The sequence below is a fragment of the Pseudomonas sp. H1_D05 genome, assembly GCF_054682705.1.
Map to the genome: position 1 here is coordinate 6,434,332 of NZ_CP162825.1, position 20,895 is coordinate 6,455,226.

General features: G+C 53.9%; 20 protein-coding genes. 10 read left to right on the forward strand and 10 right to left on the reverse strand.

What is annotated here, in order from left to right; genetic code table 11:
- Window positions 1-9: 9 nt before the first annotated feature.
- The gene (gene kdpA, locus AB4O11_RS28895; RefSeq protein ID WP_093435224.1) at window positions 10-1,704 is read right to left on the reverse strand and encodes a potassium-transporting ATPase subunit KdpA; all 1,695 of its coding nucleotides are present in this window, start codon (window positions 1,702-1,704) and stop codon (window positions 10-12) included.
- 8 nt (window positions 1,705-1,712) lie between these two features.
- A complete protein-coding gene (gene kdpF, locus AB4O11_RS28900; protein ID WP_007899818.1) occupies window positions 1,713-1,802 on the reverse strand; it encodes a K(+)-transporting ATPase subunit F in 90 nt (29 codons plus the stop codon).
- Window positions 1,803-2,199: 397 nt separating this feature from the next.
- Between kdpF and eat the strand changes: the two genes are divergently transcribed.
- From eat to AB4O11_RS28915, 3 genes are all read left to right on the forward strand, one after another.
- A complete protein-coding gene (gene eat / locus AB4O11_RS28905; RefSeq protein ID WP_460091811.1) occupies window positions 2,200-3,564 on the forward strand; it encodes an ethanolamine permease in 1,365 nt (454 codons plus the stop codon).
- 129 nt (window positions 3,565-3,693) lie between these two features.
- Entirely contained in the window at window positions 3,694-3,861 is a 168-nt protein-coding gene (locus tag AB4O11_RS28910) for a DUF2897 family protein (protein WP_007908505.1), read from the forward strand.
- Between the two features lie 137 nt (window positions 3,862-3,998).
- Window positions 3,999-4,553, forward strand: a complete 555-nt coding sequence (locus AB4O11_RS28915) for a TetR/AcrR family transcriptional regulator (protein ID WP_186620571.1) — start codon at window positions 3,999-4,001, stop codon at window positions 4,551-4,553.
- Here AB4O11_RS28915 and fabF read toward each other — a convergent pair.
- The 5 genes from fabF to AB4O11_RS28940 form a co-directional block, all read right to left on the reverse strand.
- A complete protein-coding gene (gene fabF, locus AB4O11_RS28920) occupies window positions 4,550-5,824 on the reverse strand; it encodes a beta-ketoacyl-ACP synthase II (protein ID WP_460109269.1) in 1,275 nt (424 codons plus the stop codon). The two genes, AB4O11_RS28915 and fabF, sit on opposite strands and share 4 nt — an antisense overlap.
- A gap of 22 nt (window positions 5,825-5,846) precedes the next feature.
- The gene (locus tag AB4O11_RS28925) at window positions 5,847-6,650 is read right to left on the reverse strand and encodes an SDR family NAD(P)-dependent oxidoreductase (protein WP_077573999.1); all 804 of its coding nucleotides are present in this window, start codon (window positions 6,648-6,650) and stop codon (window positions 5,847-5,849) included.
- Between the two features lie 215 nt (window positions 6,651-6,865).
- Window positions 6,866-7,201 carry a ComEA family DNA-binding protein gene (locus AB4O11_RS28930; protein ID WP_460091817.1) on the reverse strand — a complete coding sequence of 112 codons (336 nt, stop codon included), beginning with the start codon at window positions 7,199-7,201 and terminating at the stop codon, window positions 6,866-6,868.
- 110 nt (window positions 7,202-7,311) lie between these two features.
- The gene (locus AB4O11_RS28935; protein ID WP_093435241.1) at window positions 7,312-9,306 is read right to left on the reverse strand and encodes a polysaccharide biosynthesis protein; all 1,995 of its coding nucleotides are present in this window, start codon (window positions 9,304-9,306) and stop codon (window positions 7,312-7,314) included.
- A gap of 87 nt (window positions 9,307-9,393) precedes the next feature.
- Complete coding sequence (locus AB4O11_RS28940; RefSeq protein WP_257358576.1) at window positions 9,394-10,422, reverse strand: MraY family glycosyltransferase; 1,029 nt, start codon at window positions 10,420-10,422, stop codon at window positions 9,394-9,396.
- A 347-nt stretch (window positions 10,423-10,769) separates the two neighbouring features.
- On the opposite strand from AB4O11_RS28940, the gene AB4O11_RS28945 reads away from it, so the two are divergent.
- Genes AB4O11_RS28945 through AB4O11_RS28975 form a run of 7 tightly spaced genes read left to right on the forward strand, consistent with a single transcriptional unit; the run spans window position 10,770 to window position 16,775 of the window.
- Window positions 10,770-11,789, forward strand: coding sequence for a glycosyltransferase (locus AB4O11_RS28945; protein ID WP_460091819.1), 1,020 nt, complete (start codon window positions 10,770-10,772; stop codon window positions 11,787-11,789).
- Complete coding sequence (locus AB4O11_RS28950; protein ID WP_175559625.1) at window positions 11,789-12,946, forward strand: NAD(P)/FAD-dependent oxidoreductase; 1,158 nt, start codon at window positions 11,789-11,791, stop codon at window positions 12,944-12,946. Before AB4O11_RS28945 ends, AB4O11_RS28950 begins: the two co-directional genes overlap by 1 nt.
- A complete protein-coding gene (locus tag AB4O11_RS28955) occupies window positions 12,943-13,680 on the forward strand; it encodes a glycosyltransferase (RefSeq protein WP_093435252.1) in 738 nt (245 codons plus the stop codon). Before AB4O11_RS28950 ends, AB4O11_RS28955 begins: the two co-directional genes overlap by 4 nt.
- A gap of 2 nt (window positions 13,681-13,682) precedes the next feature.
- The gene (locus AB4O11_RS28960; RefSeq protein WP_257355761.1) at window positions 13,683-14,624 is read left to right on the forward strand and encodes an aldo/keto reductase; all 942 of its coding nucleotides are present in this window, start codon (window positions 13,683-13,685) and stop codon (window positions 14,622-14,624) included.
- Between the two features lie 15 nt (window positions 14,625-14,639).
- Window positions 14,640-15,005, forward strand: a complete 366-nt coding sequence (locus tag AB4O11_RS28965) for a GtrA family protein (protein ID WP_460091825.1) — start codon at window positions 14,640-14,642, stop codon at window positions 15,003-15,005.
- Window positions 15,006-15,034: 29 nt separating this feature from the next.
- The gene (locus AB4O11_RS28970; RefSeq protein ID WP_460091827.1) at window positions 15,035-15,529 is read left to right on the forward strand and encodes a hypothetical protein; all 495 of its coding nucleotides are present in this window, start codon (window positions 15,035-15,037) and stop codon (window positions 15,527-15,529) included.
- A complete protein-coding gene (locus AB4O11_RS28975) occupies window positions 15,510-16,775 on the forward strand; it encodes a hypothetical protein (protein WP_460129719.1) in 1,266 nt (421 codons plus the stop codon). Before AB4O11_RS28970 ends, AB4O11_RS28975 begins: the two co-directional genes overlap by 20 nt.
- 55 nt (window positions 16,776-16,830) lie before the next feature.
- On the opposite strand, the gene AB4O11_RS28980 is transcribed toward AB4O11_RS28975, so the two are convergent.
- From AB4O11_RS28980 to cysC, 3 genes are all read right to left on the reverse strand, one after another.
- Window positions 16,831-18,765, reverse strand: a complete 1,935-nt coding sequence (locus tag AB4O11_RS28980; RefSeq protein WP_460129720.1) for a hypothetical protein — start codon at window positions 18,763-18,765, stop codon at window positions 16,831-16,833.
- 125 nt (window positions 18,766-18,890) lie between these two features.
- Window positions 18,891-20,270: an FAD/NAD(P)-binding protein gene (locus tag AB4O11_RS28985; RefSeq protein WP_460091835.1), complete on the reverse strand. Its 1,380-nt coding sequence runs from the start codon at window positions 20,268-20,270 to the stop codon at window positions 18,891-18,893.
- Window positions 20,267-20,860, reverse strand: a complete 594-nt coding sequence (gene cysC, locus AB4O11_RS28990; protein WP_093435268.1) for an adenylyl-sulfate kinase — start codon at window positions 20,858-20,860, stop codon at window positions 20,267-20,269. Before cysC ends, AB4O11_RS28985 begins: the two co-directional genes overlap by 4 nt.
- Between the last annotated feature and the right edge of the window lie 35 nt (window positions 20,861-20,895).

A 20,895-nucleotide genomic window follows, 5' to 3' on the forward strand; every position in this document is an offset into this window, starting at 1 on the left:
ATTCAGTCCTCAGAAGCCCATGCTCAGGTGTTCGGCAATCGGGCCGAGCGCCAGAGTCGGCAAGAAGGTCAGGCCGCCCACCAGCAAAATGGTCACGGTCAACAGGGTCACGAACAGCGGGCCGTGGGTCGGGAAGCTGTTCTGGCCGATCGGTGCGGTTTTCTTCATCGCCAGGCTGCCGGCCAGAGCCAGTACCGGGAGGATGTAGCCGAAGCGACCGATCAGCATGCCCAGACCCAGCATCAGGTTGTGGAACGGTGTGTTGGCACCCAGGCCACCGAACGCCGAGCCGTTGTTGGCGCTCGCCGAGGTGTAGGCGTAGAGTAATTGACTGAAACCGTGCGGGCCGGGGTTACTGATGGTCGCCGCAGCACTGGGAACCGCTGCGGCAATCGCACCGAGCACCAGCACGCCAACCGGCATGACCAGCAGGGTCACCACCAGCAATTGCACTTCGCGCGCCTGGAGTTTCTTGCCGAGGTATTCCGGCGTACGCCCGATCATCAGACCGGCGAGGAACACCGCGATCAGCACGTTGAGCAACATGCCGTAGAGCCCGGCACCGACGCCGCCGAAGATCACTTCGCCGACCATCATGTTGACCAGCGCGACCATGCCGCTGAGCGGGTTGAGGCTGTCGTGCATGCCGTTGACCGAACCGTTCGAGGCGGCCGTGGTGGTCACCGACCACAGCACGGTAGCGGTGGTGCCGAAGCGCGTTTCTTTACCTTCCAGCGGCGCGGTCTGTTCGACGGCAGCGTTGTTCAGGGTCGGGTTCGGTTGATATTCGGCCCACAGCGAGGTCGCGCCGCCGATCAGGAACAGCGCCAGCATGCAGGCGATGATCGCGCGGCTCTGACGCAGGTCTTTGACGTAGTGGCCGAAAGTGAACACCAGCGCCACCGGGATCAGAATAATTGACGAGACTTCGAACAGGTTGCTCCACGCGCTCGGGTTCTCGAACGGGTGCGCCGAGTTAACGCCGAAGAAACCGCCACCGTTGGTGCCCAGTTGCTTGATCGCAATCTGACTGGCCGCCGGGCCGAGCGGGATCACTTGATCAACGCCCTGCATCGTCACCGCATTCACATACTGCGCGAAGGTTTGCGGCACGCCCTGCCAGACCAGATACAGTGCCAGCAACAGGCACAGCGGCAGCAGACCGTAGAGGGTGGCGCGGGTCATGTCGACCCAGAAGTTGCCGAGGGTTTTCGTCGATTTGCGGCCGATGCCACGGCACAGTGCGACCAGAACGGCGAGGCCAGTAGCGGCGCTGACAAAGTTCTGCACGGTGAGGCCGATCATCTGGCTCAGGTAGCTCAGAGACGCTTCACCGCTGTAGGACTGCCAGTTGGTGTTGGTCATGAAACTGACGGCCGTGTTGAACGCTTGCGTCCATTCCATGCCCGGCAGATTTTGTGGATTCAGCGGCAAGTGATCCTGGAACAACAGAATCGCGAACAGCAGGAGGAAACCGGCAAGGTTGAATGCCAGCAGCGCCAGCGTGTACTTCTGCCAGCTCTGCTCGGCGTTAGGATCAACCCCGGCGACGCGATAACAGCCGCGCTCGACCGGACCGAGAACCGGCGTCAGCCAAGTCCGCTGACCTTCCATTACCTTGTAGTAGAAGCGCCCGAGGAACGGCGCCGGCAGCAAGACCACCGCAAAAAACGCGAGGATCAGCCAATAGTCATAACTGTGCATAGCCGCTCCTAGTTCCGATCCGCGCGCAATAGCGCAACCAACAGATAAATGAACAGCCCCACTGCCAACAGCAGTGACACCCCGTCCAGAACGCTCATGGAAGATCTCCGTGTTACGGCGTATTGCCGCGTGTGGAGGCATTGTCGGAAAGGAGGCTGTAAAGGAACGAGAGCGAGGGGTCTGGCTGGGCATAAAGAAAGCGTAAAGAGTGGATTTATGCCGGCGTTACAGGTGGGTTTTGCACCTTATGGGCGGGCCTCTTCGCGAGCAGGCTCGCTCCCACAATTTGAAATGCATTCCCCTGTGGGAGCGACTTGCTCGCGAAGACGGCATAACAAGCACCATCGCACCCAACTGGCGCACAAAAAGCAGCTATCCCACCGCGAACATCCCCGATACGACAGCTTTCAACTCATTACGACTTGTTTCAGCGCGCTGGCACGCCCACTGCACACGCCCTCCCCGAGCTTTCCAAACCGTTCAGGGAGCAAACGCATGAACACACAACTCAAACCCACACTCGGCACGCTGCATCTGTGGGGCATCGCTGTGGGGCTGGTGATTTCCGGAGAATATTTCGGCTGGAGTTACGGCTGGGGCGTCGCCGGAACACTGGGCTTCCTGGTGACCTCGTTCATGGTCGCGACCATGTACACCTGCTTCATTTTCAGTTTCACCGAACTGACGACCGCGATTCCTCATGCGGGCGGGCCGTTTGCCTATAGTCGTCGAGCGTTTGGTGAAAAAGGCGGATTGATCGCCGGGCTGGCGACGCTGATCGAATTCGTCTTCGCTCCACCGGCCATCGCGCTGGCGATTGGCGCCTACCTGAATGTGCAGTTTCCGGCACTCGATCCGAAGCATGCGGCGGTCGGCGCTTACATCGTGTTCATGGGGCTGAACATTCTCGGGGTGAAACTGGCGGCGACCTTCGAGCTGGTGGTCTGCGTACTGGCGGTGGCAGAGTTGCTGGTGTTCATGGGCGTGGTCGCGCCGGCCTTCAGCTTCAGCAACTTCGCACTGAATGGCTGGGCCGGTTCGGATGTGTTCGGTGCGCCAGCGATTGCCGGGATGTTCGCGGCCATTCCGTTTGCGATCTGGTTTTTCCTGGCGATTGAAGGCGCAGCGATGGCTGCCGAAGAAGCCAAGGATCCGAAACGCACGATTCCCAAGGCCTACATCAGCGGCATTTTGACTTTGGTAGTGCTGGCAATGGGCGTGATGTTCTTTGCCGGTGGCGTCGGCGACTGGCGCACCCTGGCCAACATCAACGACCCGCTACCGCAAGCGATGAAAACCGTGGTCGGCGACAACTCCGGCTGGCTGCACATGCTGGTGTGGATCGGCCTGTTCGGTCTGGTCGCCAGTTTCCACGGGATCATTCTCGGCTACTCACGTCAGTTCTTCGCCCTCGCCCGCGCCGGCTATCTTCCCGCTTCGCTGGCGAAACTCTCGCGCTTCCAGACACCGCACCGCGCCATTATTGTCGGCGGCATCATCGGCATCGCCGCGATTTACAGCGACGGCCTGATCAACCTCGGTGGCATGACCCTTACCGCCGCGATGATCACCATGGCCGTATTCGGCGCCATCGTGATGTACATCATGAGCATGCTCAGCCTGTTCAAATTGCGTAAATCGGAGCCGAATCTGGAACGTACTTTCCGCGCGCCGTGCTATCCGTTGATTCCAATGATTGCATTGGTGCTGGCGGTGGTGTGTCTGGTGGCGATGGCGTGGTTCAATGCGTTGATCGGCTTGATTTTCCTTGGCTTCATGGCGGTCGGTTTCGGCTACTTCCTGCTGACCGGACAACTGCGTGCCAACGCACCGGCCGATGCGATGCTGACAGGTCATTGAGGGATTTCGGGTGAACCCGATGCAAGCGGCCTAGAATGGAACCACTGCGAAGTCACTTCGCTCAAACGTGGTATGCAGCGTCGCACGGCGAAATCCTCGCCCGTTGACCTGTCCTTAAGGAGAGCCGTTATGCCCTGGTATGCCTGGTTGATTCTGGTGGTTGCAATCGGCTCGATCGTCGGCGGATTAATGATGCTGCGCGATACCGCCAACAAGGTCGATCTGACCGATGAAGAACGCCGACGCGTTGCCCAACGCAATGCCGAAGCGGACGCCAAAGACGCGCAAGACCGTTGAACACAACCCTGCCTGATCGGCGGGGTTTGTGTTTTTTATAGCCATTTGACCTATCCGCATGCTTTTAAGAAGTAGAAGTACAGTCACCATCTAATTTTCCTTGGTTAAGATGGGGACATTGTTGCGGAGAGTTCCAGATGCGTTATTCGCAGGACCATAAAGCCCAAACCCATCAGCGCATCATCAAGGAGGCTTCGGCACGTTTTCGCAAGGACGGAATCGGCGCTACAGGTCTGCAACCCTTGATGAAAGCGCTGGGGCTGACCCATGGCGGTTTCTATTCGCATTTCAAATCCAAGGACGAGTTGGTTGAGAAGGCCTTGCAGGAGGCCGGCAACCAGGTGGATGGGTTATGTGCCGAGATTTTTGCCCAGGACAACGCGCTTGATGTGTTCATCGAGACGTATCTGTCCGAATGGCACCAGACATCACCACACGAAGGCTGCCCATTGCTGACCATTTCTTCCGAGTTAGGGCTGCGCGGACAACCGAGTCCTACCAGCGACGTGGTACTCAACGCACGACTGGAGCAGATCGAGAACAGCCTCGAAGGCGAGAACAGCGCTGACCGCGCCATCGTCATCATGTCGACCCTGGTCGGTGCACTGCTGCTGTCGCGCAGTGTCGCGGATGCCGGGTTTGCGCAACGCATCCTCGATATCACCCGCGATCACCTCAAGAACCGGGACTAAGCCTGCCAGCGCTTGAACAATACGCTGGCATTGACCCCGCCAAACCCGAAACCATTGGACAGTGCATATTCGATAGACATTGGCCGCGCCTGGCCATGAACAATGTCTACACCTGCGCTCGCCGGATCGGGATTGTCGAAATTCAAAGTCGGCGGCACCACCTGATCACGAATCGCCAACAGTGTGAAAATGGCTTCAAGCCCACCGGCAGCGCCGAGCAAATGACCGGTGGCTGACTTGGTCGAGGTCACGGCGATTTTATTCTCGGTACCGAACAACGCCTTGATCGCGGCCAACTCACCCAGATCGCCCACTGGCGTCGAGGTCGCATGCGCATTGAGATGCTGCACCTGATCCGGCTCGATACCCGCCTGCGCCAGTGCCAGCGTCATCGCCCGCCGCGCCCCGCTGCCATCTTCAGGCCCGGCCGTCAGGTGATAGGCGTCGGCGCTGGTGCCATAGCCGACCAGCTCCGCCAAAGGCGTCGCGCCACGCGCCAGCGCATGCTCGAGGGATTCGATCACCAACAGCCCGGCGCCCTCGCCCATCACGAAACCGTCGCGCCCGCTGTCGAACGGCCGCGAGGCGCGCTGCGGGGTGTCGTTGTAACCGCTCGACAGTGCCCGCGCTGCCGCGAAACCGGCCAGACTGACACGGTCGATGCAGGCTTCCGCACCGCCACACACGGCAATATCCGCTTCGCCAGCGCGGATCAATCGTGCCGCGTCGCCAATCGCTTGAACACCCGCAGCGCACGCCGTCACCGGCGCACCCAAAGGCCCCTTGAGGCCGTGTTGAATGGATACGTGACCTGCCGCGAGATTGACCAGAAACGACGGAATGGTAAACGGTGACAAACGCCGAGGACCGCGACTGTCGGTGGTGCGCACGGCGTCGGCAATCGCGCCAAAACCGCCGACACCGGAACCGATGATCGTTGCGCTACGCTCCTGGCTTTTGCTTTCTGAAGGATGCCAGTCGGCCTGCTCCAGCGCCTGTCGGGCAGCCTCCATGGCGAACAGAATGAAGCGATCCATCTTCTTCTGCTCTTTGGGCGGCGTGGCGCGATCCGGATCGAAACCTGCTTCAGCGTCCTCTTCCAGCGTCGGCACCGCACCGCCGACTCGCGTGGGTAAATCAGCGACCGTGGCCTCAGGCAAGTTACGCAAACCAGAGCGACCGGCCAGCAAACGCTGCCATACGACTTCGAGATCGCTGCCCAAGGGTGAAACCAGGCCCATGCCCGTGACGACTATTCGACGCGAATCCATACTGTGGTGACCTCTGATCAATTCAATTGCCGGACTTATAGCGTTGCGCTGCAGCACTGCGGGAAAGGTTCGGCGCCATGACATGGCGAGCCGCAACAAAGGCGTGCCATTCGCCTGCGTCAGGCAGCGAAGGAATGGTGATCAACTCGCCCTGATCCAGACCGGCCAGCGCCGCATCGACCATCTCGCCTGCATCCATGACCATTTCTGCCGGAATGCCACTGGCATCGATACCTGAGCGCTCCCAGATTTCGGTGCGGGTCACACCCGGCAGCACAGCCTGAATCTGCACGCCAGTGCCTTCGAGTTCAGTGTTCAGCGACTGGGTAAGACTCAGTACATAGGCTTTACTGGCGCTGTAGGTGGCGTTGAAGCGTTCCGGAAACAATGCCACCACCGAGGCGATATTGATGATCGTGCCACGCCCGGCCTTGGCGAAACTGGCAGCAGCCGCCGATGCCAGGCGGGTGACGGCGGTGATGTTCAGCTGGATCAACCGCTCCAACTGGTCCATATCGGCGTTGGCCAGCAAACCGTCCGACGCCACACCGGCGTTATTCACCAGTAAACTGATGCTGGAATCGCTGCGCAGGCGTTGTTCGAGTTTGAGTACATCATCCTTTTGCGTCAGGTCTGCTTTCAGCACTTCGACCTGAACGCCATGGGCATCACGCAACTGGCTCGCAGCACTCTCAAGACGGTCCTTGTCACGGGCAACCAGCAGCAGATCAAAACCACGCGCCGCCAGGCGCTGAGCGTAAATCGCACCGATTCCGGACGATGCGCCGGTAACCAGAGCAGTACCTTGAGATTGTGCGGAATTCATGAGAATGCTCCTGGAATGCTTGATGACGGGAGTTGCCGATGAAACCTGCTGGCTCGACGAATCGGCGAATTATTATAGGCATAATCCAAACGCAATATGATAGCCGTAATTTTAAATCGTCCGACGGTTGCCCTCTCCACCGCTACCAGCGGCCATGCACTGCGCAAGTAAAAAAGGCCGGTCAATGACCGGCCTCTTGGCTTTGAACACTCAGCTTAGTTGACTTCCAGCTTGTCGCGATTGCGATCCAGAATCGCCTTGCCAATTCCCTTCACTTCCAGCAACTCATCCACCGAGGAGAACGGCCCGTTTGTTTCACGATACGTAACAATCGCTTTCGCCTTGGCCTCACCGACTCCCGCCAGTTCCTTTTGCAGCGTTGCCGCATCGGCATCGTTGAGGTCGACTTTTGCGCTTTGGGAAGGTGCAGTTGTCTCCATCACCAACGGTGCCTTGGGTGACTCCGCTGGCGCAACAGGTGCGGCAATAGCGGCGATCGAGGCGCTGGTGAGGAAAGCAAAAATCAGAGAATAGAAGTAACCGGTACGCATTAGTGACGCTCCATCATCGTTTGAGAAAGCAGCTTTTCCGAAGCTGCTCTTCAAACGTAGGTCATGGTGGAGGGATGTCAAAAATGCGTGCGTTACAGAATGTGAAACAATCAGGGTTCGAGACGACGCTGCTGGTAGATCCAGTCGACGATCTCGCCATCGGGGGTGTAGCCGCTGACGGTTTCGCGCAATAACTGGCGAACGCGCGAGTAATCATCCTCATCAACCGCCGCCAACAAACTGGCCAACCTAACCTTTAACACTTCCCAAGGTAGATGATCCTCATTGGCCGTCATGATCATCGGATGTGGTGTTGCAGCAACGTTGTCTCCGATCAACAGCTCTTCATAGAGCTTTTCACCTGGACGCAACCCCGTGAACTCGATGGAGATGTCGCCCTGCGGATTGCGATCGGAACGAATACTCAAACCGGACAAGTGGATCATCTTCTCTGCCAGTTCGACGATTTTCACCGGCTCGCCCATGTCCAGCACAAACACATCGCCACCCTGGCCCATCGAACCGGCCTGAATAACCAGTTGCGCGGCTTCGGGGATGGTCATGAAGTAGCGCGTGATTTTCGGATGGGTGACCGTCAGCGGGCCACCGGACTTGATCTGGCTGTGAAACAACGGAATGACCGAGCCTGACGAGCCCAGCACATTGCCGAACCGCACCATGGTGAAACGGGTTTTGTTGACGCGTGAGACATTGGCCTTGTCACCGAACATCACAGGGGCGACCTCACGGCTGAGCGCCTGAAGGGTCAGTTCGGCCAGGCGTTTGGTACTGCCCATGATGTTGGTCGGGCGAACCGCCTTGTCCGTCGAAATCAAGACGAAATTGGACACGCCGGACTGCAAGGCAGCCTGAGCAGTGTTGAGTGTTCCGATTACGTTATTGAGCACACCTTCGGCAATATTGTGCTCGACCATCGGCACATGTTTATAGGCCGCAGCGTGATAAACGGTATCGACCTGCCAGGTTTTCATCACATCCAGGAGCTTTTCCTGATGGCGAATGGACCCCAGAATCGGCAACAACCGCACTGGCACCGACTCGCGGCTGCCGCGTTGTTCCAGCTCGGACAAAATACTGTAGAGATTGAATTCACTGTGTTCGAACAGAATCAGCGTGGTCGGGCCCAAGGCAAAAATCTGCCGACACAATTCCGAGCCGATGGAGCCGCCAGCCCCCGTGACCATGACGACCTTTCCTTTGATGCAATGCGCCAGCAGATCAGGTTGCGCCGGCACGGCATCGCGCCCCAGCAAATCGGCAATATCGACTTCCTGAATGTCTTCAACCCTGACACGGCCGCTGGCCAGATCAGTGAAGTTCGGAACACTGCGTACATGGAGCGGGAAGCCTTCCAGCAGATTCAGAATCTCGCGGCGACGCGCGCGGGTTGATGACGGCAGCGCCAGAAGAATCTCCTGCGCACCGGTCACATCGATCATTTGCTGGATGTGTTGGGGTTTGTAAACCTGCAGGCCGGAAATCGAACGATCGGCGATACTCGCGTCATCATCAATGAACGCAACCGGGCGCATTACTCGCCCCATTCGCAACGCTGCGACGAGCTGATTGCCAGCAACACCCGCGCCGTAAATGGCGACTTTGGTCAGCCCGTCTTCACGGTTGGTGAAGGGCACATGCTGAGCCGCCGTGAACCAGTCGCCCATGAAGTACTGGCGCATGCACAGGCGCAAGCCGCCGATAATGACGAGACTGAGCCACCAATAGTTGAAAATGATCGATCGCGGAACAACTGCTTCATGATTGCTGTACCAATAGACCACCAGCGCCAGGATCAGCGAAGAGAGACTGACAGCTTTGACAATCGCAATCAGCGCATCGTTGCCGAAGTAGCGCATGACGGCACGGTACATGCCGAAACGAACAAACAGAGGAATAGCGATAATTGGAGCGCTGACAAACAGCCAGAAATGCGCCCTCAGCGGGTTATACATATCGTCGATGCCGAGTCGGACGATAAAGGCGAGCCAGAGCGCGCCCCAGACCAGAAAAACATCTGTGGCTACTTGAATCAGTCGTTTCTGCCTGCGTGGCAAGCCCAGCAAAAAGGCGCGTAATTTATCCATAAACCTCAACCGACCCGGCGCGTTAACCCACTTAATCCGCCTGCATTGTACGTAAAAATTACAACCCACACAGAACTTGTCTGACGATCAACGTCCTGAGCCTTTAACCTCCAGTTCTCCAGCATGGAACTTTACCGCCAGCACCAATAAGGGAATATACGCGATTACCAGCCCCACCCCTCCGTCCAGCCCCCAGACGACTACGCAAAGTGCTATCGGCAGCAACCACAACACATTGATCAGAGCGACCGCAGACGTCACCGGCAAATGGCGCCCATATCGACGCGACGCATACTGATAAGCATGACTTCTATGGGCTTCGTACACCTTGTCGCCCCGCAACAACCGGCGAAGTAAAGTGAACGTGGCGTCAACGATGAACACGCCTAGCAAGATAAGCCAGCCCCAAAGGAAATCCGGATTTATTGCCGTCGCCTGCAACGACAGTACACCCAGGATCACGCCGAGAAACCCGCTTCCCGCATCCCCCATGAAGATTTTCGCCGGGGGAAAATTCCACAGTAGAAATCCCAGGACTGCCATGCTCAGCAGCAAAGGAGCCCAGACAAGGCTTTGCTGACCGCTCAACCAGTAAAGAAGACAGACCGAGCCGCAGACACTGATCGCCTCGACACTTGCCAGGCCGTCGATTCCGTCCATGAAGTTGTACAGATTCAACATCCATACCAGATAGAACAGCGCGAAAATGTGCCCAATCCATCCCAGATCAAAGCTCGATCCAAACAAGGTGACAGGCGCTAGCCCTCCGGTCCAGACCAGTACCCAGACGGCCGCACCAAAATGCCCGAGCAGACGCCAGCGAGCGGCAATATGACCATGGTCATCCATGAACCCGATCAGAGCCACCAACCCGCCCGCACCGGCAGCGCCGAGAAAAAAATCAACACCGATTACGCCCGTTGACCAAAGCGCCAACAAAGCACCTAAAAACGTCAGTACGATCGAAACGCCACCACCCCGTGGTGTAGGCATAGTGTGTGAGCTGCGATCATTGGGTACGTCGAGCATGCTGCGTGCCAGCGCATATCGGCGAAGGCCTGCGGTCATTGCGAACGAAAGAACGCAGATTGCGGGCATGAGCCACCAGAAAATCATTAAGTACATCACTCCGAAGTAAAAAGCGGTCAAACGCACTACCGACCCACCGTCCAAGTCTGATGGTGAGGCAATAAAAATTTCTTCCGACGCGTCGCCGCTATCGCCAATTGATGCGTATAAAGCGGACCCAGCCGGTAAAAATAGCTAAGGATACACGACGAATTGTTCGCTGAACGAACGGCAACGGTTCGATGCAAGACGCAGCCAGCGGGCTTTCTTATAGATTTTCCTGCGAAATGCCAGCCACGAAAAGGGTGACGCCACCTACCGTGCAGATTAAGATTACGCGCTTTTTTTTGAAATTATGGGCGACAGCCTGCGGCTGACGTCTCGAGGAACTCTAAATGGTATTTTTTCCGGTATTTCTTTCGGTTGTTTTCGTCGTTCGCAACCAATCAAACCATCTTGGAAGTATCCTGGCAGACGCAGTCGAACGGATGTCGACACTGGTAAGTGACTATGAACTCATTGTTGTCGACAATGCGTCTGACGATGACAGCATATCCATATTAAAAAGCCTGACTGCTGAAAATGGCCTGCCAAACTTGCAAGTTTATGCCTTGACTAAAGAAGTCGATGCCGACACCGCATCGTGGGCAGGTCTGGAGAATGCCTTGGGTGATTTCGTCGCGGTGATCGACCCACTCGTTGATGACATCGCTTTTCTACCTGAAATGCTCGACAAAGCGGTCAGCGGTGCAGACGTGGTTTTTGCTAAAAACAAACAGAACCCCCCTCAAAGCTTCGCTTATGAGGTCGCTTACTCCGTTTTCAACAAAGTCTACAAATCGTTCAACGGCATTCATCTCGCCACCGATGCGCCTCAGTACCGGGTGCTCAGCAAACGGGTGATCAATTTTATTCTTCAACATCCGCAGCCGTCGGTTACTTACCGCCACCTGCCTGCTACAGGCGGCTTTGCCCGCGCCAATCTGAACTACAGTTCCAGCCCTCGCGTCACGCAAAGAAAACGACTGCGCGAAAGTATTGATCGCGGCATGTTGTTATTGGTGTCGACTACGCGTGCTCCGATGCGCCTGGTTACTTCACTTTCACTCTTCGGGGCTGTAGCGAATCTCATCTATTGTTTTTATGTGGTCGCCAGCGGTTTCCTGAAAGCGGATATTGCGCCCGGCTGGATCAGTCTTTCCTTACAACAGTCCGGGATGTTCTTCCTGATTTCGCTGGTGCTGTTGGTATTGGGTGAGTACATCCTGCACATGACCAGTCTTTCCAATGAAGGACCGCTCTACCATATTGCCCAGGAATTCACCAGTGCACGGATTACCCGTCGAGAAAAACTGAACATCGAGGAAGTAGCGTCGCCTGAAGCACCGTTGCCTACTTCTGGCCGAGTTGTGTGATGCCGACGACCAACATGCAGGACGCGGTGATTATCGGAGGAGGGTTTTACGGCGCGGCGATCGCAGTCTACCTGGCGAAGCAACGCGGCATGAAGCGAGTCACTCTTATAGAGCGTGAGTCGTCATTGCTGAGCCGTGCCTCCTATAATAACCAGGCACGTGTTCACAACGGCTATCACTATCCGCGCAGCTTCACCACCGCTTATCGCAGTCGCATCAACCTGCCGAAATTCGTTCAAGACTGGCCCGATGCGGTGAAACAGGATTTCACCAAACTGTACGCCATCGCCCGACGTAACTCGAAAGTCACGGCGAATCAGTTCGAGCGCTTTTATCGAGAAATCGGCGCAAAAATAGAACTCGCCAGCCCAGCGCTTCGAGCCTTGTTTGAACCTCGCCTGATCGAAGAGGTTTATCTGGTTGAAGAGTATGCGTTCGATTCAACTCAACTGGCCAAGTGGGCGTTGCGTGAACTGCTGGAAAGCGGCGTCAATATCCGTCTGAACACCCAGGCGGTGGCCATCAGCAACAGCCCGAATCAGTCGCTGAATGTAACACTCACTGGCGACGGCAAAGAACCGGAACAACTCAGTGCTCGATACGTGTTCAACTGCACCTACAGTGGCCTGAATCAGTTTGGCGGCGACTTTCCCGGCACGCGCACTGCACTCAAGCAAGAAATCACTGAAATGGCGCTGATGCAGATGCCACCCGCACTTTGCGATCTGGGTATTACCGTGATGGATGGCCCCTTCTTCTCAGTCATGCCCTTCCCAGCGCGCGGCTTGCATACCGTATCGCATGTTCGCTACACCCCGCATATGCACTGGTCCGACGAACCTGGCTCCAACCCTTATCAAAAACTGGACAACTATAAAAGGGACACTCGCGTAGATCGAATGATCCGCGACATTGGTCGCTACCTGCCTTCAGTCATGGACTCCAAATACGTCGATTCGCTTTTCGAAGTCAAAACAATCCTCACCAAAAACGAGGGCGACGATGGTCGACCCATTTTGTTCGAGAAACACGAAACGCTTCCAGGTTGTTACTCCATCCTGGGCGGAAAGATCGACAATATTTATGACGTGCTGGAAAAGCTCGATACTGAAAACCTCTCCTGCACGCCCTCCTCTTCTTCTGAGCAACTACCATGAATTCGTTGATTGAAATCACCATCCCCATTTTGAACGAAGAGTCGACGCTGGCGGAACAAGTCCTCAAAACACACAACTATATTCAAAGTAACTTGAGCGACATTGGTACTGTTCGTATCGTCTTGGCGGACAACGGTTCCACCGATCGTACCCAAGAGATTGCCCTGGAACTGGAAAAAACCCTCCCGGATGTTCGTTACCTTCGCCTTGAGCAGCGTGGCGTTGGCCGGGCACTTAAAGCATCCTGGTCGCAATCGAGCGCCGAAATCGTCGGCTACATGGACCTGGACCTAGCTACCGACCTGAGCCACCTGCGCCCGGCACTGGAGGCACTGAAAGCAAACAAGGCCGATATCGTGACCGGATCGCGGCTTGCGAAGGGCGCTAAAGTCATTGGCAGAAAGCCCCTCAGAAACGTCACAAGTTTCGGCTTCAACCTCATCGTCAAACTCATTTTCCGCACCTCCTTCAGCGATGGCATGTGCGGATTCAAGTTTCTTCAGCGAAAGGTCCTGGCGCCGCTGATGCACACAGGCGCCAATAGCGACGGATGGTTCTTTGCAACCGAAGTGCTGATCACCGGCGAACACTTGAAATACCGTGTGATGGATCTGCCAGTCACCTGGACCGACGATCCGAACTCGAAAGTGAAGGTTCTCAAACTGACCATCGAGTATCTCAAGGCCATGGCTTCTCTACGCCAACGCCTCAAAAACTCACAACGTGAAGCCTGAACATGCCAATACTCACGCCAAGCGAAAAGCAGTTGGTACTCGGCACCGCGCTATGGGGCTGGGGGATAGAACGCGATCAGGCTTACCATTTGCTTGAGCAGTTTTTGCTCAGTGGCGGCACAATGGTCGACACCGCAACGAACTACCCTATCAACAAGCGCTCGGAGGACTTCGGTCTGGCTGTTCGCTGGCTCGCTGACTGGGCAGAGCACAACGCTGACTCAAACCTCGCACTGACGGTAAAAATCGGCTCGAGAGACAATATGGGGTCGCCAGACGTCCATCTGGCGCCCGATGACATTGCTCGTGCATCCGATATTCTGATGGGGCAGTTTGGCTCGGCACTTTCGTGCGTCTCAATCCACTGGGACAACCGCTCGGATGATGATGTGCACGGCGCAACAGTCGCACAGACAGTCGAGGCCATGTACAAGCTTGAACAGCAGGGTCTTGCTATCGGGCTTTCCGGCATCAGGCATCCAGAGGCGTATTACAAGGCCAATCCGTCGCTGTCGCAAAAATGGATTATCCAGGTCAAGGAAAACTTCAAGACCCATGCCGCTCGCTCTTCCTACGAAGCGTGGTTTCCTGATGCAAAATACCTGGCCTATGGCATTAATCTGGGCGGCCTGAAAACTGAAGTGTCCAAAACAAACAGCTCGATGGAATTGCGCAACATCAACATTCCCCAAGCGTTTACAGAAAAGCTTGTCGACTTCATCAACGCACCGCACGAATTCGAACCAAGGCCGACAACCCTCAACGAACTCGCCCTCGCCGCCTCATTTGTGAACCCCGCCCTGTCGGGAATCGTCATTGGCCCGAGAAACACAGATCAATTGGACAGCACCCTCACCTATTGGAAATCATTACAAGCGCTAGCAGAGAAAAGCAAAGGACAGAAAATCTTCACTCAACTGTTCGAAGAACTACCGTCCGACTAGGAAGACTCGCTGACAATGCAAGCGCTTAAATACATATTTGCAGGCGTCGCCAACACGGCTATCGGCTACGGCGTCTTCCTGCTGCTGGTCACGTTCTTTGACATGAATCCGTCCTATGCCAACGCCATTGGCTACGTGATAGCCCTGATTGCAGCATTCGTACTCAATAAAACATTTGTGTTCAATCAATCGACCACTGATCGAAGTACGATCCCGAAATTCATTATTGCGTTCAGCATCTCGTTCGCAATCAACCAATTGGTACTTCTGGCGGGCTATCGGTGGTTGGGCATCGATGCAGAAATTGCACAAATATTTGCGATGATTTCTTACACGATTGCGTTTTATTTATTAAATAAAAAATTTGTTTTCAACAAATAATATGCCGGCCATATTGACGAGGATCCGAAGTGCCAAAGTATCTTTCACTCAAAATCAATAAGCCGATCAATCGGTGGGGGCTAGCTTATGGCCTCGCCTTGATTTCCTCTGTACTTGCAGGCGTCATATTATTCTCCGCCAACAACACTACGAAAACTACAAAACTACCCCTTCAAGAAAACTACATACCCGAACTCAAAGCAAACTTCGACACCTGCGAAATAGGTGCATTCTGGATTTCCGCCAGCGGATGGGCGCTCCTCGACCTTCCCGATAACACAATCAAAATCCATCTGTACGCCCGCGGAGATGGTGGAGCAATAAAGCTGCTCACGCGTCGCATCTACAGAAAAGATGTCAGTGACTTCCTCAAAATAAAGAGCGACTTCCACTTGCATGGCTTTCACGCCACAGGCATTCGCCGCAACCTTCAGGCGTATTATGGAAAGTCACTGGAACTATATGTCGAAGACTCTAAAGGCGTAATGCATTACGGAGGCGCAAATGTCTGCACCGGAAAATGATCCATCGAACAACAAAACAATTCTGTTTGGTTTGTTTCTAGTAGCACTCTACGTGAGTTTTTACCTCACACTGAGCATCAACACCTTCTCCGACGACTCCAAGTTCCTGACAGCCGCAACATCTGGAGCATCTTCGCTCAGCTATTTGCTGGAGCGCTACTACACTTGGACAGGCCGAATAGCAATTGAAGGCATCATGTACGAAACCATTGCCACCCCAGCATTCTGGAAGCTGGCGATTCCTTCTTTTCTACTCCTTAGCGCCTACTCCATATGGAAATCGTTTTTTTCGGACAAGATCGACTTCGCCTATGGGATACCGTTGTGCATGTTCGGTGTTTTAATAATCAGCCACCCCATTCTAGACACGACGGTCTTTTACGTAACCGGTTTTTATAATTATTTACTACCAGTTGCTTGCGGGCTTTTTGCATCCGCATTATTCGTAAAACCATCATCTTTTTCGACACCTGAGAAAATACTCGCGATCCCATTGGCGTTCATTGCATCGCAATCTGAACAAGTCGGAATTTCGATGATTGCAGTGTTTGCAACGTCGCTCATTTGGGATCGGAGAAACCAGGCAACCTTCAGAGCTCTCTTGGCCTTGATCGTTATTGCGGGCTTTGCACTTCTAATCACTGCCCCAGGTAACTATTTACGCTTGACAACGGAAGCAGTGTACATGCCGGAATTCACCGAATATTCTTTTATCAGAAAGGCTTTGAATGGATTCGATATATTCAACGCCCACTACATTGACCCGATGAACCTGTACCCGAAGATCATCGCACTGCTACTTGTTTTGTTAACCATGGGAAAGACTTTCGAATTAAAACGCACTGCGCTGATATTGACCATTGGCGGAATTTTCCAAGGCAGCATCCTTTCCTTTTTATTCACAACCGGCAACGATGATTACTATTCAATAAGAAACTTGAACTCCGGATTTGGTCTGACTTATTTCTTTTCGTACGCACTTTCGATCAGTTCATTGATCAGTGCTACTTACCTGATGAAAAGAAGCTTGGCCACAAACAGCAGTTTTTATATAGGAACACTTCTACTTCTATTGCATACCGGCGTAACTGCTGTCGTAGGTCTCTCACCAACAGCTTATGAGTCTGGATACAGGGTTCTGCTCGTTGGCGATATCATCAGCCTCATGCTTATTTGCTTGTTACTCAGAAATGTAACATGGCCAAATCAGCACAAGCCTTTGACTTGCAAAGTGCTATCCAACTAGATCTTCAGAGTACCCGAAGGCGAGCGTCCCCTGATTGCCACGCTCGCCTGCGAGGTCAACTTCCCGTACTTGCCAGCGCCGTCTTCCTCAAGTGAAATCCTGCTAATTGAGCGGTAATCAATACGATACCGAGTACACTCATCGTGTTTGTATAAAACAGTAAACGAGCGTCAGCCGCATTTCCAAATAGAGCAAGACCTGCAAAATAGAAGCCTGCGGACAAATACACTACTACAATTTCTACGCTGACTTTTTTCAAGGCTACTAACAACATGAACAGCAGGATCGAAATCAAATACAGGCACCAGGGTTTAAATATGAAAAGCTTCGAGGCCGTCAGCACATACTGCACAACTTCTTCACGCACACTCGAACTCGGGAGACTATAACCGTATTTATTGGAATCAACCTGCGGCGTCACTACGAGAAATGGCTCCCCTGAGTTTCCCCCCACGAGAAACTTTGCAAGCATTAACTTATTATAGCCAATACAGACCGGATACTCCTTGACTACGGAAAACCAGAGGGTATCAACACTTTCATCGAAGGGTAATTTTGAGAATAGACCTGGTGATAAATTGGAATGCCTTGGGTCATAGCCAGCCTTGATCTCAGACAACGCAAGCGCCGGCGCAATACTTTCAAACAAGTTCTTCTCAGCACATATACTTGCGCCTGCAATGTCCATCACCCTAGTAATACGAATGAGTTTGGTCGCACCCTTTATTTCTCGAAACTCGGGTACCGAATACCTGTCAAATTGTATTTTTACAGTATAAACCGCTCCACTCAATATCAGGCCCGATACAATCACGAAGGCCAAAGAGCTTGGTCCTGAGGGAGAACGTTTGCTGAAAATCCATACTGAGTAGAACAGCAAAGGCACAGCAGCGGTGATTGCATTATGCCGAGTACAGACAGCTAAAAACACAAGAAATATAGAGACCCCAAATAGAAAAAATAAACTTGGACGCGACCTGGGCTCTTTCATTGCAAGCATGACTGCAAAAGCCGCCACAAAGAAAGAAGCCATCAGCACATCTTTCCATATCGCAGCAATGGTACCAATCACAACTGGAACAATCAGATAAAGCAGGAAGAATGCCGTCGAAAGCGTATGCCTTCTCAGAAAATAGTACATCACATAGTAAACCGCCCCCAGTAAAAGCAGCAATTGTGAAAACAACATTGCTACAGGGCCACGCGAAACAATATCAACAACACGCCAGACATAACTTACAACGGGAGGCCAGGTCGAATCCACTACGCCACTTCTAGCTCCTTCAAGCGCATGAAATGTATCAAATGTCATAAACCCTGGATAAAACATCCAGCTTATCAGTAACGTGACACTGACGGGCACGAAGAAACCCGGAGCTATCTTCAGTAAACCTTGAACAACACCTTTTGCCAGTGCAAAAAACAGTCCGGCAAAGACCAACGAACTGGCAAAACTAAGCAACAGCAACCTTTTACAATTGACCTCTCGGCCAGGCTTAAATATTGATAGCTCAAACTGTGGATCTGGAGCCGTGGCGCTTATCACAAGTACGTCGTCTACAACTTCAACTTTGTCGACGCCTTGCAACGGGATAATTCGCGCCAGTAACTCTGTCGGCGTTAACGTCACAGTGGAAAAAAGATAGTTGAGCTGAACACTTTTTATCGTCATATTGACTAAACTGTCGGCAGGATCAACCCTGAGTGACTTGATTGCGCCATCCGGCAACGTCAAGCCTATGCCGAGCCCCGGTTTCCCCTCGTATGCAACCCGCTCACTATTCTCAGCCGAATAGGATGGATAAATCGAATCATCCTTGAAGACGGGAAAATACAGCTGCATGAATTCAGGCTTATTGGTTTCTGCAAAAAAAACAATAGTGTCTTTATGAACTGCGCCCAAGCCAAAAACCAGCATCAAAGAAAAAATCAGTGCCGCACAATAAAAAAGTAATGCCCTTGCCAGGCACTTTAAAGTTGGAAATCTCATAAACCCTCTGCCCAGCATTTATTTTTCGATTCAAGCCAGCCTAATGGCGAAACTCAAATGACGATCTGAAAAGATCTTCAAGGACGACTGTTCGGAACCGCCCGCCAAGGGCGGTTCCGACGACATCACTCGCCAATATTCCCGACCAGATCGACCGCGAGTTTTTTAGAATACTGTCGCAATTCCGGAACAGCGGTTGCTTCCCAATAATCGGCTTTCAACATAGGGCCTACGTAATACAGCCATGAGGAACAAACACCTGAAGTATTTTTGACTGCCAGTTGCTCGTTGACACACAAACCCAAGCCAAGTACATCAACCTGTATGACACCGTCGGCGCACAGCTGTTGAATCAGGGGATCCTTGACACGATGCAAGTTGGTAGTCGGGCCTGTGCAATTAATAACCTGCTCGACGTCTAGCTGTTCGAAGGCTTGTTCGTTGCGTCGTTGAATTCCTATACGCAAATGATCGAAACCCGTCTCAACGCTTTTGATACGGCCTGCAAGGAATCGGACTTGTCCGGCGCTCAACGCTTCTTCAAAACGCTGATAGGCCGCTGGCGCGACCCGATGACGGTGAACATCCCAATACGGCTGGAGATGACGCAAGAAGCGTCGGCGCTCGGTGAGCGGCAATCGAAGCCACAGGTCAGAAGTTATCGGGCGCAGGGCCGCCACCCAGTCACGCCAATCCAGCCCATCATTACGCTTGGCGCTGATCTCACGTCGAATCAATTGCAAGTAGCCACGTACCGAAGGCGGTGCTTGCAGAAGTCGCTCGACGAAATCGGCGGGGACTTCATCAGTCGTTCGCTTCGGGCGATGAGGCAAGGGCCGAAGCCCTCGCCGGGAAACCATATAGATAGGGCCTTTATGTCCGTTTTGCAGCAGACCCAGTGACACATCCAGTGCCGTGAGCCCGGTGCCCACTAGCAACACAGCCCGATTCGGGTCTTTGGATTGCGTTGCACCCGCTGCCCACGGATCAGACTGATAACGGTCACCCCTCATCGACGAGGAGAATCCAGGAGGATCGAGCGGTGAGAAATTACCGAAGGCCAGTACCACCTGATCTGCATCGATGTACTGCCCGTTAGCCAGTTCGACAACCGCGCCCGTCTTTCGAGGTTGCAGACTGCGAACCTCCGCCACGATACGTTCCAGCGTTACTCCACTTGCACAACGCCTCTCTGCATCGTCCAGAACTGAAGTCAGGTATTCCCCATAGATCTTGCGCGGAACAAATGACGACGCCGTATAAGCGGGGTCTTTTGCCTGACAGTAGCGTAGAAAATGTTCCGGATCATCGACATCCGCACTCATATTGCCGGCCGGCACATTGAGCAGGTGCAGCGAACTGTTCGTACCGTAAGCCAATCCTCGCGCCATGGTTCCAGAGCGATTGATCAACACGACTCGCACATCGGCCGGGCTGCGCCGTAAAAACTGCGTGGCCGTGACTGCGCCACTGAAACCAGCGCCAATGATGACGAGGGTTTTCATTGACCGAACCTTTTATCCAGGTAATCCAGCACTCTGGCGATGGACTCGGACAAGTCCTCGGTCACGGTGTTGATCCGGATATGCGGATCCGTGGGCGCCTCATAGGCGGAATCGATCCCGGTGAAGTTCTTTATCTGTCCGGCTCTGGCCTTGCCGTAGAGCCCCTTGGGGTCGCGGCGCTCACACTCTTCCAAAGAGGTGTCGATAAACACTTCGACAAACGCGTCATTTCCGATCACATCGCGCGCCATCGCGCGATCACGGTGAAAAGGGGAAATAAATGCCGTGATCACGATCAGTCCAGCATCAATGAGCAATTTCGAAACTTCCGCGACGCGGCGAATGTTCTCAACGCGATCAGCATCGGTAAAACCAAGGTCCTTGCACAAGCCCATGCGCAAGTTGTCGCCATCCAGCAAAAAGGTGTGCCTGGCCTTGGCAACCAGTGCTTGCTCCAACGCGTTGGCGATCGTGGATTTGCCCGCCCCACTCAAACCCGTAAGCCAGATCACTGCCGGTTTTTGCCCTTTCACCTGAGCTCTCGCCGAGGCACTGATGGCCGTGGTGTGAAAAACCAGATCCTTACTCATTCGATTAACCTTATTCCAATCAGACGATCAAGGCC

Coding starts and splice junctions, on each gene's coding strand:
- AB4O11_RS28930 (WP_460091817.1), bottom strand. CDS start 7,201: ATGCGTACCGGTTACTTCTATTCTCTGATTTTTGCTTTCCTCACCAGC.
- AB4O11_RS28935 (WP_093435241.1), bottom strand. CDS start 9,306: ATGGATAAATTACGCGCCTTTTTGCTGGGCTTGCCACGCAGGCAGAAA.
- eat (WP_460091811.1), top strand. CDS start 2,200: ATGAACACACAACTCAAACCCACACTCGGCACGCTGCATCTGTGGGGC.
- AB4O11_RS28950 (WP_175559625.1), top strand. CDS start 11,789: ATGCCGACGACCAACATGCAGGACGCGGTGATTATCGGAGGAGGGTTT.
- AB4O11_RS28960 (WP_257355761.1), top strand. CDS start 13,683: ATGCCAATACTCACGCCAAGCGAAAAGCAGTTGGTACTCGGCACCGCG.
- AB4O11_RS28940 (WP_257358576.1), bottom strand. CDS start 10,422: ATGATTTTCTGGTGGCTCATGCCCGCAATCTGCGTTCTTTCGTTCGCA.
- AB4O11_RS28975 (WP_460129719.1), top strand. CDS start 15,510: ATGTCTGCACCGGAAAATGATCCATCGAACAACAAAACAATTCTGTTT.
- AB4O11_RS28925 (WP_077573999.1), bottom strand. CDS start 6,650: ATGAATTCCGCACAATCTCAAGGTACTGCTCTGGTTACCGGCGCATCG.
- cysC (WP_093435268.1), bottom strand. CDS start 20,860: ATGAGTAAGGATCTGGTTTTTCACACCACGGCCATCAGTGCCTCGGCG.
- AB4O11_RS28980 (WP_460129720.1), bottom strand. CDS start 18,765: ATGAGATTTCCAACTTTAAAGTGCCTGGCAAGGGCATTACTTTTTTAT.
- AB4O11_RS28915 (WP_186620571.1), top strand. CDS start 3,999: ATGCGTTATTCGCAGGACCATAAAGCCCAAACCCATCAGCGCATCATC.
- AB4O11_RS28945 (WP_460091819.1), top strand. CDS start 10,770: ATGGTATTTTTTCCGGTATTTCTTTCGGTTGTTTTCGTCGTTCGCAAC.
- kdpA (WP_093435224.1), bottom strand. CDS start 1,704: ATGCACAGTTATGACTATTGGCTGATCCTCGCGTTTTTTGCGGTGGTC.
- fabF (WP_460109269.1), bottom strand. CDS start 5,824: ATGGATTCGCGTCGAATAGTCGTCACGGGCATGGGCCTGGTTTCACCC.
- kdpF (WP_007899818.1), bottom strand. CDS start 1,802: ATGAGCGTTCTGGACGGGGTGTCACTGCTGTTGGCAGTGGGGCTGTTC.
- AB4O11_RS28985 (WP_460091835.1), bottom strand. CDS start 20,270: ATGAAAACCCTCGTCATCATTGGCGCTGGTTTCAGTGGCGCAGTCACG.
- AB4O11_RS28955 (WP_093435252.1), top strand. CDS start 12,943: ATGAATTCGTTGATTGAAATCACCATCCCCATTTTGAACGAAGAGTCG.
- AB4O11_RS28965 (WP_460091825.1), top strand. CDS start 14,640: ATGCAAGCGCTTAAATACATATTTGCAGGCGTCGCCAACACGGCTATC.
- AB4O11_RS28910 (WP_007908505.1), top strand. CDS start 3,694: ATGCCCTGGTATGCCTGGTTGATTCTGGTGGTTGCAATCGGCTCGATC.